Source organism: Pseudoroseomonas cervicalis ATCC 49957, assembly GCF_000164635.1.
In the GTDB taxonomy this organism is placed as follows: domain Bacteria; phylum Pseudomonadota; class Alphaproteobacteria; order Acetobacterales; family Acetobacteraceae; genus Pseudoroseomonas; species Pseudoroseomonas cervicalis.
In genome coordinates, this window is sequence record NZ_GG770777.1 from 111,594 (window position 1) to 127,722 (window position 16,129).

The 16,129-nt window shown below is 71.2% G+C and carries 14 protein-coding genes; 3 read left to right on the forward strand and 11 right to left on the reverse strand.

Translation table 11 applies throughout. The features are described 5' to 3' along the window. From HMPREF0731_RS00470 to hutC, 7 genes are all read right to left on the reverse strand, one after another. The coding region (locus HMPREF0731_RS00470) for an E3 binding domain-containing protein (protein WP_007002002.1) at nucleotides 1-552 on the reverse strand (552 nt) is incomplete at its 3' end. 14 nt (nucleotides 553-566) lie between these two features. Next, nucleotides 567-1,979, reverse strand: a complete 1,413-nt coding sequence (locus HMPREF0731_RS00475; RefSeq protein ID WP_007002003.1) for a pyruvate dehydrogenase complex E1 component subunit beta — start codon at nucleotides 1,977-1,979, stop codon at nucleotides 567-569. Between the two features lie 3 nt (nucleotides 1,980-1,982). Beyond that, entirely contained in the window at nucleotides 1,983-3,020 is a 1,038-nt protein-coding gene (gene pdhA / locus HMPREF0731_RS00480; protein WP_007002004.1) for a pyruvate dehydrogenase (acetyl-transferring) E1 component subunit alpha, read from the reverse strand. Between the two features lie 354 nt (nucleotides 3,021-3,374). Continuing rightward, the gene (gene hutI / locus HMPREF0731_RS00485) at nucleotides 3,375-4,577 is read right to left on the reverse strand and encodes an imidazolonepropionase (RefSeq protein ID WP_007002005.1); all 1,203 of its coding nucleotides are present in this window, start codon (nucleotides 4,575-4,577) and stop codon (nucleotides 3,375-3,377) included. Continuing rightward, nucleotides 4,574-6,100 carry a histidine ammonia-lyase gene (hutH, locus tag HMPREF0731_RS00490; RefSeq protein ID WP_007002006.1) on the reverse strand — a complete coding sequence of 509 codons (1,527 nt, stop codon included), beginning with the start codon at nucleotides 6,098-6,100 and terminating at the stop codon, nucleotides 4,574-4,576. Before hutH ends, hutI begins: the two co-directional genes overlap by 4 nt. Before the next feature lie 2 nt (nucleotides 6,101-6,102). Next, nucleotides 6,103-7,779, reverse strand: coding sequence for a urocanate hydratase (hutU, locus tag HMPREF0731_RS00495; protein WP_007002007.1), 1,677 nt, complete (start codon nucleotides 7,777-7,779; stop codon nucleotides 6,103-6,105). A 19-nt stretch (nucleotides 7,780-7,798) separates the two neighbouring features. Continuing rightward, the gene (gene hutC / locus HMPREF0731_RS00500; protein WP_007002008.1) at nucleotides 7,799-8,539 is read right to left on the reverse strand and encodes a histidine utilization repressor; all 741 of its coding nucleotides are present in this window, start codon (nucleotides 8,537-8,539) and stop codon (nucleotides 7,799-7,801) included. Nucleotides 8,540-8,615: 76 nt separating this feature from the next. Between hutC and HMPREF0731_RS00505 the strand changes: the two genes are divergently transcribed. Further along, a complete protein-coding gene (locus HMPREF0731_RS00505) occupies nucleotides 8,616-9,995 on the forward strand; it encodes a formimidoylglutamate deiminase (RefSeq protein ID WP_007002009.1) in 1,380 nt (459 codons plus the stop codon). Further along, nucleotides 9,992-10,813: a GNAT family N-acetyltransferase gene (locus tag HMPREF0731_RS00510; RefSeq protein WP_007002010.1), complete on the forward strand. Its 822-nt coding sequence runs from the start codon at nucleotides 9,992-9,994 to the stop codon at nucleotides 10,811-10,813. Before HMPREF0731_RS00505 ends, HMPREF0731_RS00510 begins: the two co-directional genes overlap by 4 nt. Before the next feature lie 77 nt (nucleotides 10,814-10,890). Here the strand turns inward: HMPREF0731_RS00510 and HMPREF0731_RS00515 are convergent, their stop codons facing one another. Continuing rightward, nucleotides 10,891-11,916 (reverse strand): dipeptidase, encoded by a 1,026-nt coding sequence (locus HMPREF0731_RS00515; RefSeq protein WP_007002011.1) that lies wholly within the window; start codon nucleotides 11,914-11,916, stop codon nucleotides 10,891-10,893. A gap of 79 nt (nucleotides 11,917-11,995) precedes the next feature. After that, nucleotides 11,996-13,078, reverse strand: a complete 1,083-nt coding sequence (locus HMPREF0731_RS00520; RefSeq protein ID WP_040611803.1) for a serine hydrolase domain-containing protein — start codon at nucleotides 13,076-13,078, stop codon at nucleotides 11,996-11,998. Nucleotides 13,079-13,164: 86 nt separating this feature from the next. On the opposite strand from HMPREF0731_RS00520, the gene msrA reads away from it, so the two are divergent. After that, nucleotides 13,165-13,722: a peptide-methionine (S)-S-oxide reductase MsrA gene (gene msrA, locus HMPREF0731_RS00525; RefSeq protein ID WP_007002013.1), complete on the forward strand. Its 558-nt coding sequence runs from the start codon at nucleotides 13,165-13,167 to the stop codon at nucleotides 13,720-13,722. Nucleotides 13,723-13,762: 40 nt separating this feature from the next. On the opposite strand, the gene HMPREF0731_RS00530 is transcribed toward msrA, so the two are convergent. Then, on the reverse strand, nucleotides 13,763-15,244 hold the full coding sequence (locus tag HMPREF0731_RS00530) for a SulP family inorganic anion transporter (protein WP_007002014.1): 1,482 nt from the start codon (nucleotides 15,242-15,244) through the stop codon (nucleotides 13,763-13,765). A 208-nt stretch (nucleotides 15,245-15,452) separates the two neighbouring features. Further along, on the reverse strand, nucleotides 15,453-16,129 hold a 677-nt coding region (locus tag HMPREF0731_RS00535), incomplete at its 5' end, for a chromate transporter (protein ID WP_007002015.1).

The following is a 16,129-nucleotide window of genomic DNA, read 5'->3' on the forward strand; positions in this document are numbered from 1 at the left end:
GGCGGCCGGGGCGGCCTCCGGCTTGGCGGCGGCGGGGGCCTGCTTCGGCTTGCCGGCGGCGGCCTCGACATCCGCCTTGACGATGCGGCCATTCGGGCCGGAGCCCTGGATGCCGGACAGGTCCAGCCCCGCCTGCTCCGCCATGCGGCGGGCCAGCGGCGAGGCGAAGACGCGACCGCCTTCGGCCTTGGGCTGCGGCGTGGCAGCGGGCTTGGGCGCCTCGGCCTTCGGGGCCTCGGGCTTGGCTTCGGCCTTGGGGGCCTCCGCCTTCGGCGCCGGCTTGGCCTCGGCCGCATCCGGCACCGCCTCGCCTTCCTCGACCAGGATGCCGATCGGGGTGTTCACCGCCACCCCCTCGGTCCCCTCGGCGACCAGGATCTTGCCGAGGATGCCCTCATCGACGGCCTCGAACTCCATCGTCGCCTTGTCGGTCTCGATCTCGGCGATGACATCGCCGGCCTTGACCGCCTCGCCTTCCTTCTTCAGCCACCGGGCGAGGTTGCCCTCGGTCATGGTGGGCGAGAGGGCGGGCATCAGGATGTTGGTCGCCATGGTCCCGCGTCCTCTTACTTCTTGTAGGTGACGGTTTTGGCAGCCTCGACCACATGCTCGACGGTCGGCAGGGCGAGCTTCTCGAGATTGGCGGCGTAGGGCATCGGCACGTCGAGGCCGGCGACCCGCACCGGCGGCGCGTCCAGATGGTCGAAGGCGTGCTCGATCACCTGCATCGCCACCTCGGCACCGATGCCGGAGAAGGCCCAGCCTTCCTCGACGGTGACCAGACGGTTGGTCTTCTTCACCGAGGCGACGATGGTCTCGGTATCCAGCGGGCGGATGGTGCGGAGGTTGATGACCTCGGCATCGATGCCCTGCTCGGCCAGCTTGTCGGCCGCCTTCAGCGCCAGCCCGACCTCGATCGAGAAGGCGACGATGGTGACATCCTTGCCCGCGCGCTCGACCTTGGCCTTGCCGATCGGCAGGATGAAATCCTCATCGGTCGGGCATTCGAAGCTCTGCCCGTAGAGGATCTCGTTCTCCAGGAACACCACCGGGTTCGGGTCGCGGATGGCGGCGCGCAGCAGGCCCTTGGCATCGGCCGAGGACCAGGGGGCCACCACCTTCAGCCCCGGCACATGCGCGTACCAGGAGGCGTAGCACTGGCTGTGCTGCGCCGCGACGCGCGCCGCGGCGCCGTTGGGCCCGCGGAAGACGATCGGGCAGCCCAGCTGGCCGCCGGACATGTACAGCGTCTTGGCGGCGCTGTTCACGATCTGGTCGATCGCCTGCATGGAGAAGTTGAAGGTCATGAACTCGACGATCGGCTTCAGCCCGGTGAAGGCCGCGCCCACCGCCATGCCGGTGAAGCCATGCTCGGTGATCGGCATGTCCACCACGCGCTTCGGCCCGAACTCGTCGAGCAGCCCCTGCGACACCTTGTAGGCGCCCTGGTACTGCGCGACCTCCTCGCCGATCAGGAAGACCTTGCCGTCGCGGCGCATCTCGGCGGCCATGGCATCGCGCAGCGCCTCGCGCACGGTGATGCTCTTGGTCTCGCCCCAATCCTTCTCCGGCTCCTGCGCCGGGGCCTTGGGCTGGGCGTCCGTCTCGGGGCGCTGCTCGGTGCCCTTGGCGGCGATGGCGGCCGAATCCTCGGCCTCCTGCGCCACCTGGCCGGTCTCGCCGCCGGCGCGGGTCGCGTTGGAGACGGGCTGCTGCGGGCCGGAGGCGGCGCTGCCCTCGCCGCCATCCAGCTCGGCGATGGCGGAGTTGACCGCGACGCCCTCGGTGCCTTCGGACACCAGGATCTTGGTCAGCGTGCCCTCATCGACGGCTTCCACTTCCATGGTCGCCTTGTCGGTCTCGATCTCGGCCAGCACATCGCCGGCCTTGACCGCATCGCCTTCCTTCTTCAGCCAGCGCGCCAGCTTCCCCTCGGTCATGGTGGGGGAGAGGGCGGGCATCAGGATCGTGGCACCCATGGTTCAGCGGGCCTCCAGCAGCACGTCGGTCCACAGCTCGCTCTCGTCAGGCTCGGGCGAGGTCTGGGCGAATTCGGCGGAATCGGCGACGATGCGCTTCACCTCGTCATCGACGGTCTTCAGCGCATCCTCCGGCAGGCCGCCTTCCAGCAGGCGCTTGCGGGCGGTCTCGATGCAGTCATGCTGCTCGCGCATCTTCTGCACCTCCTCCCGCGTGCGGTACTTCGCCGGGTCGGACATGGAGTGGCCGCGATAGCGGTAGGTCTTCATCTCGAGGATGTACGGACCCTTGCCCTCGCGGCAATGGGCGACGGCGCGCTCGCCGGCGGCCTTCACCGCCTCGACATCCATGCCGTCCACCTGCTCGCCCGGGATGCCCCAGGGCGTGCCGTCCTTGGAGCGGTCCTTGGAGGCCGAGGCGCGGTCGGCGCTGGTGCCCATGCCGTACTTGTTGTTCTCGATGATGAACACGACCGGCAGCTTGAACAGGGCGGCGAGGTTGTAGCTCTCGAACACCTGGCCCTGATTGGCCGCGCCGTCGCCGTAATAGGTCAGGCAGACATTGCCATTGTCATTGTACATGTTGGCGAAGGCCAGGCCGGCGCCGAGGCTGACCTGCGCGCCCACGATGCCATGGCCGCCGAAGAAGCCCTTCTCGCGCGAGAACATGTGCATGCTCCCGCCCTTGCCCTTGGAGTAGCCGCCGGCCCGGCCGGTCAGCTCCGCCATCACGCCGCGGGCCTCCATGCCGGTGGCCAGCATGTGGCCATGGTCGCGGTAGGAGGTGATCACCTGGTCGCCCGGCATCAGGCACATCTGCATGCCGACCACGACCGCTTCCTGGCCGATATAGAGGTGGCAGAAGCCGCCGATCAGGCCCATGCCGTAGAGCTGGCCGGCCTTCTCCTCGAAGCGCCGGATCAGCAGCATGTCGCGGTAGGCCTGCAGCATCTGCTCCTGCGACAGGCCGCCCGAATTGCTGGGCGGGGCCTTTGCCTTGCCGCGACGCTTGGTGGTGCCCGCTTCGGCGCCTTGGACCATCCGGCTGCTCCATTCTGCCCGCCCCGCGCGAAATTGGCGGCGGCGCTTCGCCCAGATACGTGGCCGATGCGCGCTCTGCAAGCTTCGCGGCGTGGCTAAGCTCCTGATGGTGCAGTGCAATATGGTGATTAACCGAATTGCGGTTAAAAGCCTTGCCAAAGGCTGAACAGCGCAACAGCCACGCTGTGCGGACCGGTCTCCCCGACGCATGCTTGCGTGCCGCGCGGCGGCGACGAACAGAATGGAAAGTTCGTGCCGATTCCGCATCGCTCTGGCGCGGCGGCGCGCGGTTCCCGCGGGGTCGGGGCAGGGGCCTGGGCCGCCTCCTGTCCCGATTGTGTCACGCGCCCGGCCTCAGCCGGGGCGGCCCGCCACCACCCGGGACAGGCAGGGATTCCCGCCCAGCCAGTAGCAGAGCTCGGCCGGGCGGCCGATGCCGTAGAGGGCGAAATCCGCCCGCTTCCCGACCTCCAGCAGGCCACGATCGGCCAGGCCCAGCGCGGCGGCGGCGTGCAGGGTGACGCCGCGCAGCGCCTCCGCCACCGTCAGCCGGAACAGGGTGCAGCCCAGGTTGAGCATCAGCAGCAGCGACCGCGCCGGCGAGGAGCCGGGGTTCATGTCGGTGGACAGCGCCATCCGCACCCCGGCCGCGCGCATGGCGGCGATGTCGGGGTGCCTCGCCTCGCGGATGAAGTAGGTGGCCCCCGGCAGCAGCACGGCCACCGTGCCGGCTGCCGCCATCGCCTTGAGGCCCTCGGCGCTGGCATATTCCAGATGGTCGGCCGAGAGCGCGCCATAGCGCGCCGCCAGCGCCGCGCCGCCGAGATCGGAGAGCTGGTCGGCATGCAGCTTCACCGGCAGGCCGGCCGCCCGCGCCGCCTCGAAGACCCGCGCCGTCTGCCCGGGCGAGAAGGCGATGCGCTCGCAGAAGGCATCCACCGCATCGGCCAGCCCCGCCTGGGCCGCCAGCGGAATGGCGTCCCGCACGACGAAATCGGTGTAGGCCTCGGCGCCGCCCGGAAAATCCCTGGGCACGGCATGGGCGGCGAGCAGGCTGGTCACCACCTCCACCGGCTGCGCGGCACCCAGGCGGCGGGCGACGCGCAGCATCTTCAGCTCGGAATCGAGGTCGAGCCCGTAGCCGGATTTGATCTCGACCGTGGTGACGCCCTCGGCCATCAGCCCGAGCAGGCGCGGCGTGGCCTGCTCCAGCAACTCGGCCTCGCTGGCCGCCCGCGTGGCGCGGACACTCGAAAAAATGCCGCCTCCCGCGCGGGCGATCTCCTCATAGGTGGCGCCCGCCAGCCGCTGCTCGAACTCGGCGGCGCGGTTGGCCCCGAACACCAGATGGGTGTGGCAGTCGATCAGCCCGGGCAGGATCCAGGCGCCGCCGCAGCGCGTCACCGGCGCGTCATGGCGCGGCAGTTCGGCGCGCGGGCCGACCCAGGCGATGCGGCCATCCTTCACCGCCAGCGCGCCATCCTCGATCACCCCGAGCCCGTCGCCCTGCATGGTGGCGAGGTTGGCCTCCTCCCACACATGGTCGAAGCCACTCATGCCGACAGGCTCCCCGGCAGGTCGATGCCGGCGAAGGCGCCATGCTCGACCAGCCGCTTCACCGCGGCGATGTCGGGCGCCATGTGGCGATCCTCCTCCCAGGGTGCCGCGACGGCGCGGACGGCCCGCAGCGCCGCCTCCAGCGGGGTGGAGGTGGTCAGCGGCCGGTGGAACTCCACCCCCTGCGCGCCCTCCAGCAGCTCGATCGCCAGGATGGCGGCGACATTGTCGGCCATCTCGGCCAGCCGCAGCGCGGCGCCGGTGGCCATGCTGACATGGTCCTCCTGGTTGGCGCTGGTGGGCAGGCTGTCGACGCTGCGCGGATGGGCCAGCGACTTGTTCTCGCTGGCCAGCGCCGCCGCCGTCACCTGGGCGATCATGAAGCCGGAATTCAGCCCGCCCTCGCGCACCAGGAAGGCGGGCAGGGTGGAGAGCACCGGGTCGGTCAGCAGGGCGATGCGGCGCTCCGACAGGGCGCCGATCTCGGCGAGCGCGAGGGCGATGGTGTCGGCGGCGAAGGCCACCGGCTCGGCGTGGAAATTGCCGCCCGACAGCACCTCGCCCTCCTCGGTCACCAGCGGGTTGTCGGTCACCGCATTGGCCTCGCGCGTGAGGGTGGCGGCGGCGTTGCGCAGCAGGTCGAGGCAGGCGCCCATCACCTGCGGCTGGCAGCGCAGGCAATAGGGGTCCTGCACGCGGCTGTCGCCCTCGCGATGGCTGTCGCGGATGGCGCTGCCGGAGAGCAGCGCGCGCAGCGCGGCGGCGGCGGCGATCTGCCCCGGCTGGTTGCGCAGCGCGTGGATGCGCGGATCGAAGGGGGTGTCGGAGCCGCGCGCCGCATCGGTGCTGAGCGCGCCGGCCGTGATGCCGCTGCGCCACAGCCGGTCGGCGGCGAACAGTCCGGTCAGCGCGAGCGCGGTGGAGACCTGCGTGCCGTTCAGCAGCGCCAGCCCTTCCTTGGGGCCGAGTTCCAGCGGCGCCAGGCCGGCGCGCTGCAGCGCCTCGGCGCCCGGCAACACCTCGTCCCCGAAAAAGGCCTCGCCCTCGCCGATCAGCACCAGGGAGAGATGCGCCAGCGGCGCCAGATCGCCCGAGGCGCCGACCGAGCCCTTGGCCGGGATGGCCGGCAGCACGCCGGCATTGAGCAGCGCCAGCAGCCCCTCCACCACCGCCGGCCGCACGGCGGAGGCGCCGCGCGCCAGGGACAGCGCCTTCAGCGCCAGGATCAGCCGCACCACGGGGGCGGGCAGGAAGGGGCCGATGCCGGCGGCATGGCTGCGCAGCAGGTTGCGTTGCAGCTTCGCCAGGTCGTCACGGCCGATGCGCTGGCTGGCCAGCTTGCCGAAGCCGGTGTTGACGCCATACAGCGCCTCGCCGCTGTCGATGCGCGCGGCCAGCGCCGCCACGGCGCGCTCCAGCGGCGCCTGCCAGCCTTGCGGCAGGCCGAGCGTCGCACCCTCGGCGATGGCGCGCAGCTGGGCCAGCTCCGCCTGGCCCGGGGCGATGGTCAGATGCTTCGCCATGGTCAGCGCGTCCCGATCATCGGCAGATCGAGGCCCTGTTCGCGCGCGCAGTCGATGGCGATGTCATAGCCGGCATCGGCATGGCGCATCACACCCGTCGCCGGGTCATTCCACAGCACGCGCTTCAGGCGGCGCGCCGCGTCCTCGGTGCCATCGGCGACGATCACCATGCCGGCATGCTGCGAATAGCCCATGCCGACGCCGCCGCCATGATGCAGCGACACCCAGGTGGCGCCCGAGGCCGTGTTCAGCAGCGCGTTCAGCAAAGGCCAGTCGGAGACGGCGTCCGAGCCATCCCGCATCGCCTCCGTCTCGCGGTTGGGCGAGGCGACGGAGCCGGAATCGAGATGGTCGCGGCCGATGACGATGGGCGCCGAGACTTCGCCCTTCGCCACCATCTCGTTGAAGGCGAGGCCGAGCCGGTGCCGCTGGCCCAGCCCCACCCAGCAGATGCGCGCCGGCAGGCCCTGGAACTGGATTCTTTCCTGCGCCATGTCGAGCCAGCGATGCAGGTGCTGGTCGTCCGGGATCAGCTCCTTCACCTTGGCGTCGGTCTTGCGGATGTCTTCCGGGTCGCCCGACAGCGCGGCCCAGCGGAACGGCCCGATGCCCCGGCAGAAGAGCGGGCGGATATAGGCCGGCACGAAGCCCGGGAAGTCGAAGGCATTGGCCAGGCCCTCATCCTTGGCCATCTGCCGGATGTTGTTGCCGTAGTCGAGCACGGCGCTGCCCAGCTTCTGGAAGTCGAGCATGGCCTGCACATGCGCGACCATCGAGCGCTTGGCGGCGGCGGCGACAGCACGCGGGTCGCTCTGCCGCTTCGCCTCCCATTCCTCCAGCGTCCAGCCGGCGGGCAGGTAGCCATTCGACGGGTCATGCGCGCTGGTCTGGTCGGTGACGATGTCGGGCTTCACGCCACGCCGCACCAGCTCGGGAAAGATCTCCGCCGCATTGCCCAGCAGGCCGATGCTGATCGCCTTCCGGTTCGCGCAGGCGTCCTGGATCATCGCCAGCGCCTCGCCGAGGCTGTCGGCGCGGGCATCGAGATAGCCCGTCTCCAGCCGCTTCTCGATGCGGCTGGGCTGGCATTCCACCGCCAGCACCGCGGCCCCCGCGAACACGCCGGCCAGCGGCTGCGCGCCGCCCATGCCGCCCAGCCCCGCCGTCAGGATCCAGCGGCCGGAGAGGTCGCCGCCGAAATGCTGCCGCCCGGCCTCGACAAAGGTCTCATAGGTGCCCTGCACGATGCCCTGGCTGCCGATATAGATCCAGGAGCCGGCCGTCATCTGGCCGTACATCATCAGCCCGGCGCGATCCAACTCGGAAAAATGCTCCCAATTGGCCCAGGCGGGGACCAGGTTGGAATTGGCGATCAGCACGCGCGGCGCGTCCTTGTGCGTCTCGAACACGCCGACCGGCTTGCCCGACTGCACCAGCAGCGTCTGGTTCTCTTCCAGCCGCTTCAGCACGTCGATGATCCGCTCATAGCTCTGCCAGTCGCGCGCGGCGCGGCCGATGCCGCCATAGACCACCAGCTCGCCGGGGCGCTCGGCCACCTCATCGTCGAGGTTGTTCATCAGCATCCGCATCGCCGCTTCCGTGGTCCACTGCTTCGCGGTCAGCGTGGCGCCGCGCGGGGCGCGGATGGCGGGGGCATTGCGCAGGCGGGTGAAGCTCATGCAGGCCACTCCTTGCTGGTCAATCGAGCGCGCCGCCGAGGCGGTAGCGCGTGCCCGGATGGGTGAGAAAGGCCCGCGTCGCCACGACCCGCCAGGACCAGGTCCGGCGGTGGATCAGCAGGCAGGGTTCGTCGGATGGGATGTCCAGCGCGGCGGCGATGTCGGGCTCGGGGCGGGTAGCTTCCACCACATGCTCCACCCGCTCCGGCGGCGCGCAGGAGGTCAGATAGCGATAGGGGGTGATGCGCGTGAAATCCTGCTCCAGGAAACGCGGCGCGATCACCGGGTTGACGTAGCGCGCCTCGAACTGGACGGGCACGCCATCCTCGCGATGCACCAGCCGGCAGTGGAACAGCTCCGCCCCCTCCGGCAGGCCGAAGCCCGCGGCCAGCGCCGCATCGGCGCGCATCGCGTGCTGCGCCAGCACCTGGGCGGCGTGGCGGCTGCCGCGCTCGGCCATTTCCTCGGCGATGTCGCGCAGTTCCAGGATGCTGGATTGCGGCTTGGCGCCGGCGACGAAGGTGCCGACCCCCTGCACCCGCACCAGCAGCCCGGCATCCGCCAGCTCCCGCAACGCGCGGTTGACGGTGACGCGGGAGACGCCGGTCATCTTCACCAGCTCATTCTCCGACGGCACGCGGTCCTCCGCCCCCCATTCGCCGCTGGCGACACGACTCAGGATGAAGGCCTTGATCTGCTGGTAGCGCGGGGTCGCCGGGCTGGGCGTGGGCAGCAGGGCAGGGGCGTCATCGCTGGGCATGGGTTGAGTTTGGTTGTCTTGACAAGTTTCGTCAACCGCGATGCCATGCCACCACCGACCCCGCAGGAGGCCCGCCATGACCGACTACTTCGCCCCCGTCGCGCTGCTGCCGCAGGGCTGGGCGCGGGATGTGCGCATCGCCACCGACGCCACGGGGTCGATCGCCAGCGTCACCCCGGGCGCGTCGGCGGACGGGGCGGAGCGCCTGCCGGGCGTCACCATCCCCGGCCTGCCCAACCTCCATTCCCACGCCTTCCAGCGCGCCATGGCCGGCCATGCCGAGCGCCGCTCCCCGCCCGAGGCCCGCACCGCCGAGGGCGGCGCCGATTCCTTCTGGACCTGGCGGCAGACCATGTACCGCTTCGTCGGCCGCTTCTCGCCCGAGGATGCCGAGGCCGTCGCCGCCCAGCTCTACGCCGAATGCCTCGAATGGGGCTTCACCAGCATCGCCGAGTTCCACTATCTGCATCACCAGCCGGACGGCACGCCTTACGCCGACCCGGCGGAGATGGCGCTGCGGCATCTGGCGGCGGCGCGCCGCACCGGCATCGGCATCACCCTGCTGCCCAGCCTCTACCGGCATGGCGGCATCTTCGGGAAGGATCCGGTGCCGGGGCAGCGCCGCTTCCTCAACGATCTCGACGGCTTCTGGCGCATCGTCGAGGGCGTGCGCGGGGCCATCGCCGGTGACCCGCAGGCCGGCCTCGGCCTCGCCCCGCATTCGCTGCGCGCCGTCACGCCGGAGATGCTGCGCGAGCTCTCCTCATTCGCCGGCCCGATCCACATCCACGCCGCCGAGCAGCGTCGCGAAGTGGCCGAATGCCTGGACGCCACCGGCGCCCGCCCGGTGCAATGGCTGCTCGACAATTTGCCGCTCGATGCCCGCTGGTGCCTGATCCACTGCACCCACATGACGGAGCAGGAGGCGACAAGCCTGGCCCGCAGCGGCGCCGTCGCCGGCCTCTGCCCCAGCACCGAGGCCTCGCTGGGCGACGGCATCTTCGGCCTGCCGGCCTATCGCGCTGCCGGCGGGCGGCTCGGCTTCGGCACGGACAGCCATGTCGGCACCTCGCCCCGCGACGAGATGCGCCAGCTGGAGACCAGCCAGCGCCTCGCCCTGCAGGAACGCTCCGTCGCCACCGACGCGGAACACCCCTGGCCCGGCCGCAATCTGGTCGAGGCCGCCCTGCGGGGCGGCGCCCAGGCCAGTGGCCGCCCCATCGCCGGCATCGCCCCCGGCCAGCGCGCCGACCTCGTGGTGCTGGACCCCGACCACCCCGCGCTGTTCGGCCGACAGGACGATGAACTGCTGGATGCCTGGGTGTTCAGCGGCCAGGGCAACCCGGTGACCCAGGTGGTGGCCGGCGGCCGCATCGTGGTCCGCGACGGCCGCCATATCCATGCGCCCGCCCTTGCGGCAGAGTTCCGCGCCGCGATGAGAAGACTGGCCGCATGACCCTGACCATCCGCCCCGCCACGCCGGAAGAAATACCCCTGCTGCTGGACTGGGCGGCGGCGGAGGGCTGGAACCCCGGCCTGCACGACGCCGCCACCTTCCACGCCGCCGACCCGGAGGGCTTCCTGCTCGGCCTGGAGGACGGCACGCCGATCTGCTGCATCTCCGCCATCCGCCAGGGCGAGCGCCACGGCTTCATCGGCTTCTACATCATGCGCCCCGACCGGCGTGGCCGTGGCCATGGCATCGCTTTGTGGCGGGAGGCCATGCATCGCCTCTCGGGCCGGACCATCGGGCTGGATGGGGTGGTGGCGCAGCAGGCGAACTACGCCCGCTCCGGCTTCGCCCTGGCTTGGCGCAACATCCGCTACGCCGCCTCCACGCCGCGCCCCGTCCCCGGCGCCGCGCCCGACGCGGTCCAACAGGCAACCCTCGCCGAGGCCGCCCCCCTCGACGCCCTGGTCTTCCCCGAGGACCGCGGCGCCTTCCTCGATCGCTGGATGCACGCCCCCGGCCACCGCGCCCTGATGCTGCCCGGCCGCGCCTTCGGCGTGCTGCGCCCCTGCCGCGAGGGCGCCAAGCTCGGCCCGCTCACCGCCCGCGACCCCGCCGCCGCCCGCGCGGTCTTCAACGCGCTGATCGCGAACGCCGAAGGCCCGATCTTCCTCGACCTCGCCGAGCCCAACAGGGAGGCCGTCGCCCTGGCCGAAGAAGCCGGCATGACGCCCGTCTTCGAGACGGCGCGCATGTATGCAGGACCCGCCCCAAAGCTCGACCTCAAGGCGCTTTACGGCGTTTGCAGCTTCGAACTGGGCTGAAAAAAATCCGGGGGAATGAATTCCCCCGGAACCCCCATCTTCTTTCTGTCAGGGCCGGGCGCCGCTGGCGCCCGGCGTCAGCCAGCAGCCGACACGGCCTCGGCGGCGCGCATAACCCGTAAAAAATTGCCGGACCACAGCAGATCCACCGCCTCCGCGTCGTAGCCGCGGCGCAGCAGCTCGGCGGTCAGGTTGGCGCTGTCGGCGGCGCTCATCCAGCCCTGCACCCCGCCGCCGCCATCGAAATCCGAGGACAGCCCGACATGCCCGATGCCGATGCGCTTCACCGCGTAGTCGACATGGTCGGCAATGTCCGCGACGCTGGCCCGCACCTTGCCATCCGCATCCGGCCCGCGCAGGAAACCCGGCACGGCGGTGATCTGCATGAGACCCCCGCTGGCGCGCAGCGCATCCATCTGCTCGTCATCCAGGTTGCGCGGATGGTCGCGCAGCGCCCGCACACAGGTATGCGTCGCCACCACCGGCGCACGCGACACCTCGACGGCCTGCAGCATCGCCGCCTTGCCGACATGCGAGATGTCGACCAGCAGCCCCAGCGCGTTCATCTCCGCCACCGCCTGCCGCCCCAGCGCCGACAGCCCGCCATGCCGCACCGGGCCATCGCCCAGATCGGGGCGCGGAATGGCGGAATCCGCCAGCAGGTTGTGGCCGTTATGGGTCAGCGTGACGTAGCAGGCGCCCAGCCCACGCCACAGCGCCAGGCGGGAGAGATCCTCGCCCATCGCATAGCCATTCTCGACGGCCAGCAGCACGCCGGTGCCGGCGCGGCCGCGCAAGGCCTCCAGCTCGGCGGCGCGGGTGACGATGCGGCGATCCTCGCCGGCGGCGGTGGCGCGGATGGCGCGCAGCATCGCCTCGCAGCGCGCGGCGGCCGCCGCGTGGCCCTCCGGCGTCAGCGGGCCCTGCGGCAGATAGGCGGCGAAGATCACCGCCCGCAGCCCGCCCGCCGCCATCTTGGGGTAGTCGACGCAGCGCTGCGTCGCCCCGCGCGGATCGGGCGTCTCCGGCCAGGGGATGTCGACATGCGTGTCCAGCGTCAGCGTCGCGGCATGGACGGAAGCAGGGGAGATCTGGTCATTCATGGGGCGCGCGTCCGGCAGCGGAGGAAGGCCGCCAGACTCCGCCCGGCGGGCGGCCCCGTCAACCGGGGCCGCCCTGCCTTCAGCCGCGCAGCGACGCGGTGACGCGGGCCAGCATCTCCGGCAGCGCCGCCGGGTCCAGCCAGCGGAACACCGCCACCAGCGCGTGGTCGGGGTCGATCCAGATGATGTTGCCGCCCGCGCCCTGGGCCAGGAAGCTGGCGCGGCTGGCGCCCGGATAGCGACCCTGGCCGTTCAGCCACCAGAGCAGCCCGTAATCCCCGTTCAGCGCGCAGGGCGCGGTGCAGGCGGCGACCCAGCCTTCCGGCAGCACGCGCTTTCCGTTCCACACCCCGTCCTGCAGCATCAGCTGGCCGATGCGCGCCTGGTCCTCGGCATGGGTGAAGACGCCGCCGCCCCAATGCCCGCCACCCGAGACCGACTGGATGCGCTGCCCGTCGATCTCGACGAAGCTGGTGCGGTAGCCCTCCCAGCGCATGTCGCCGCTGCCGCCGATCGGCGCCATGATGCGCTCGGCGAACACCTCCGGCAGCGGCCGGCGGAAACGGTGCAGCAGGCCGAGCGACAGGGCATTCACCCGGACGTCATTGTATTCCCAGTAGGTCCCCGGGGCCTGCAGCGGGCGGTCGATGCCCTTCGGCCCCGTGCCCTCGCGCTTCAGGTCGCGGCCGCGGTCGATGCGGTCGGCCTTGCCGAACAGCGTGCCTTCCCACTCGCTGGTCTGCTGCAGCAGCATCCGCCAGGTGATGGCACCATTCTGCGGGCCGGCGAAGGCGGGGTCGGAGACGCTGGCCGAGACCGGGCTGTCCAGGCTGTCGATCAGCCCGTCGCCCAGCGCCAGGCCCGCCAGCAGCGCCAGGTAGCTCTTGGCAACGCTGAAGGTCATGTCCACCTGGCGCGTATCGCCCCAGGCGGCGACGCGGTGGCCCTGCCGCAGGATCAGCCCGTTCGGCGCGCCGCGCGGGGCGGTGTTGCCCAGCACCTCATTGTCCGGCGGCGGCTCGAAATAGCCGGCCTCCAGATGCGCCTGGATGTCGCGCGGGAAGGGGCTGTCATGCGCCGCGGCGAAGCCGATGGCGTCGCGCAGCGCGGCGGGGTCGAAGCCGGCCTCGGCCGGGTCGCGGGGCGGGAAATCTTGGCTCATCCCGCCACGGTGGCGCTGCCCCGCCCCCTGCGCAAGCCGCCCCCGGCACCCCATCTCTGCCCCCGACAGACAAGGAGCCCCCGATCATGTCCCAGACCCAGACGCTGGAGACCGCCATCCTGGGGGGTGGCTGCTTCTGGTGCATCGATGCCGCCTATCGCCAGCTGCAGGGCGTCGAGGAGGTGCTGTCCGGCTATGCCGGCGGCCATGTCGAGAATCCGAGCTACGAGGAAGTCTGCGGCAAGCGCACCGGCCATGCCGAGGTGGTGCGGATCCGCTTCGATCCGGCCGTGCTCTCCTATGCCGACCTGCTGCGGGTCTTCTTCACCCTGCACGACCCGACCACCAAGGACCGCCAGGGCGCCGATATCGGCCCGCAATACCGCAGCATCATCATCGCCCAGGACGAATCGCAGGCCGAGACGGCCCGCCAGGTGATGGCCGAGATCGAGGCGGAAAAGCTCTGGCCGGCGCCGCTGGTGACCGAGCTGACCGGCCCGGCCCGCTTCTGGGTCGCCGAGCCGGAGCACCAGGACTATTTCGCCCGCAATCCCTGGGCGGGCTATTGCCGCGTCGTGGTGGCGCCGAAGCTGGCCAAGTTCCGCCAGCGCTTCGCGCCGCGGCTGAAGAGCCAGGCGGCCTGAGCCGCCGCGCGGGCCGGGGGCGATCCCCCGGCCCGCGTTTTCAATGCCCGGCGGCCAGGGCGGCACCCGGCTTGTCGTGCCGGCCCAGCCGCTCGACCATCGCGGCGCTGGCCTCGTTCAGCCCGGTGACCTCCACCGCCACGCCACGCCCGCGCAGCGCCAGCACCACCCGGTCCAGCGCGTGGATGCCGGTGATGTCCCAGAGATGCGCGTGCGTGACATCGATCACCACGCGCTCCACATCCTCCCGCGTGTCGAAGGCGGCGCAGAAATCCTCGGCCGAGGCGAAGAAGACCTGGCCGCGCACGCTGTAGCGCCGCTCCCGCCCATCCTCCGAGAGGTGGCTCTCCACCGCGAACATCCGCCGCACCTTACCGGCGAAGAAGATGCCGGAGAGCAGCACGCCCACCAGCACGCCGCGGGCCAGGTCATGCGTCGCCAGCACCGTGGCGACGGTGGCCAGCATCACCACCGAGGAGCTGCGCGGATGCGTCAGCAGCGTGCGCAGCGAGGCCCAGTCGAAGGTGCCGATCGAGACCATGATCATCACCGCGACCAGCGCCGCCATCGGGATGCGCCGCACCAGATCGCCCAGCACCAGGATCAGGAACAGCAGCACCACGCCGGCGACCAGGGTGGACAGCCGCGTCCGCCCGCCGGAGCGCACATTGATCACCGACTGGCCGATCATCGCGCAGCCGGCCATGCCGCCAAGGAAGCCGGTGGCGAAATTCGCCAGCCCCTGGCCCACGCATTCGCGGTTCCGCTGGCTGGTGGTGTCGGTCATCTGGTCGACCACCGCCGCCGTCATCAGCGATTCCAGCAGCCCGACCGCCGCCAGCGTGGCGGAATAGGGCAGGATGATGCGCAGCGTCTCCAGCGTCAGCGGCACGTCGGGCAGCAGGAAGGCGGGCAGGGAATCCGGCAGCGCGCCCATGTCGCCCACCGTCCGCAGCTCCAGCCCCAGCGCCCAGGCCAGCGCCGTCAGCACGATGATGCAGACCAGCGGGGAGGGCACGGCGGTGGTCAGCCGCGGCAGCAGGTAGATGATGGCCAGCCCCAGCGCCAGCATCGGGTAGGTCAGCCAGGGCACGCCGATCAGCTCCGGCAGCTGCGCCATGAAGATCAGGATGGCCAGCGCGTTGACGAAGCCGGTCAGCACCGAGCGCGAGACGAAGCGCATGACGCGCCCCAGCCGCGCCGCGCCCGCCAGCATCTGGATCACCCCGGTCAGGATGGTGGCGGCGAAGAGGTATGGCAGCCCGTGCTCCTTCACCAGGCTGACCATCACCACGGCCATGGCGCCGGTGGCGGCCGAGATCATGGCCGGCCTTCCGCCGGCGATGGCGGTGATGACGGCGATGGAGAAGGAGGCGTAGAGGCCGACCTTCGGGTCCACCCCGGCGATGATCGAGAAGGCGATGGCCTCCGGGATCAAGGCGAGGGCGACGACGAGGCCGGAGAGGAGATCGGCGCGGACATTGCCGAACCACTCGGCGCGCAGCCGGGCGGGTGAGAACATGAGCGAATTTTCCGGAGCAACGGGAAGAAGAATGCCAGCCACGCGCAGCAGGGAACACGCGCCCAGAGGGCGCGGCTTGCAGGGCGAAGTTCGGGGCTGGCAGGGGCCTACATCGGCAGGGTCGCTCTTCCGCTCGGGCGCTTTCGCAGCGCAACAAACCCTCTCTAGGCCGATCCGGCGCCCCGGGGCAAGTGCCGGGGCCGCCGCCTCACAGCCCGATGCCGCGCAGCGCCAGCCCGGCCAGCGCCGCCAGCCCCAGCAGCGTGGCGATGCCGAGATGGAAGCGGAACAGCCCGATCGCCGCCAGAGCCGCCAGGAGCAGCGCCGTGCCATCCAGGCTGGACAGCACCGGCAGCTCCAGCCGCAGCGGGCCGAGCAGCGTGGTGGCGCGCTCCTGGAACAGCAGGCGGATGGCGAACCACAGCGCCAGATTGGCGATGACGCCGACCACCGCCGCCGTCACCCCGGCCAGCGCGCCGCGCAGCCGCGGCTGGGCCTGCAACCGCTCGACAAAGGGGGCGCCGAGGAAGATCCAGGCGAAGCAGGGGGCGAAGGTGACCCAGAGGGTCAGCAGCGCCGCCGCCAGCGCCGTTCCCACCCCATGCGGCCAGCCGGCCATGAAGCCCACGAATTGCAGCACCAGGATCAGCGGGCCGGGCGTGGTCTCGGCCAGGCCCAGCCCGGCCAGCATGGCGGGCGCCGAGAGCCAGCCGAACTTCTCCACCGCCTCCTGCGCCACATAGGCCAGCACGGCATAGGCGCCGCCGAAGGTGACGACGGCCATGCGGGCGAAGAACCAGGCGATGTCGCCGAACAGCCCGCTGCCATGCAGCAGCGCCACCGGCCAGAGCCACAGCGCCAGCGCCACCAGCCCGGCGCGGCGGG

What these genes read in the sequence shown, in the direction of transcription:
- hutI (WP_007002005.1), bottom strand. Translation starts at nt 4,577, where the DNA reads ATGAGTGGCTTCGACCATGTGTGGGAGGAGGCCAACCTCGCCACCATG.
- msrA (WP_007002013.1), top strand. Translation starts at nt 13,165, where the DNA reads ATGTCCCAGACCCAGACGCTGGAGACCGCCATCCTGGGGGGTGGCTGC.
- HMPREF0731_RS00520 (WP_040611803.1), bottom strand. Translation starts at nt 13,078, where the DNA reads ATGAGCCAAGATTTCCCGCCCCGCGACCCGGCCGAGGCCGGCTTCGAC.
- hutH (WP_007002006.1), bottom strand. Translation starts at nt 6,100, where the DNA reads ATGGCGAAGCATCTGACCATCGCCCCGGGCCAGGCGGAGCTGGCCCAG.
- HMPREF0731_RS00510 (WP_007002010.1), top strand. Translation starts at nt 9,992, where the DNA reads ATGACCCTGACCATCCGCCCCGCCACGCCGGAAGAAATACCCCTGCTG.
- hutC (WP_007002008.1), bottom strand. Translation starts at nt 8,539, where the DNA reads ATGCCCAGCGATGACGCCCCTGCCCTGCTGCCCACGCCCAGCCCGGCG.
- HMPREF0731_RS00505 (WP_007002009.1), top strand. Translation starts at nt 8,616, where the DNA reads ATGACCGACTACTTCGCCCCCGTCGCGCTGCTGCCGCAGGGCTGGGCG.
- HMPREF0731_RS00475 (WP_007002003.1), bottom strand. Translation starts at nt 1,979, where the DNA reads ATGGGTGCCACGATCCTGATGCCCGCCCTCTCCCCCACCATGACCGAG.
- HMPREF0731_RS00515 (WP_007002011.1), bottom strand. Translation starts at nt 11,916, where the DNA reads ATGAATGACCAGATCTCCCCTGCTTCCGTCCATGCCGCGACGCTGACG.
- HMPREF0731_RS00530 (WP_007002014.1), bottom strand. Translation starts at nt 15,244, where the DNA reads ATGTTCTCACCCGCCCGGCTGCGCGCCGAGTGGTTCGGCAATGTCCGC.
- pdhA (WP_007002004.1), bottom strand. Translation starts at nt 3,020, where the DNA reads ATGGTCCAAGGCGCCGAAGCGGGCACCACCAAGCGTCGCGGCAAGGCA.
- hutU (WP_007002007.1), bottom strand. Translation starts at nt 7,779, where the DNA reads ATGAGCTTCACCCGCCTGCGCAATGCCCCCGCCATCCGCGCCCCGCGC.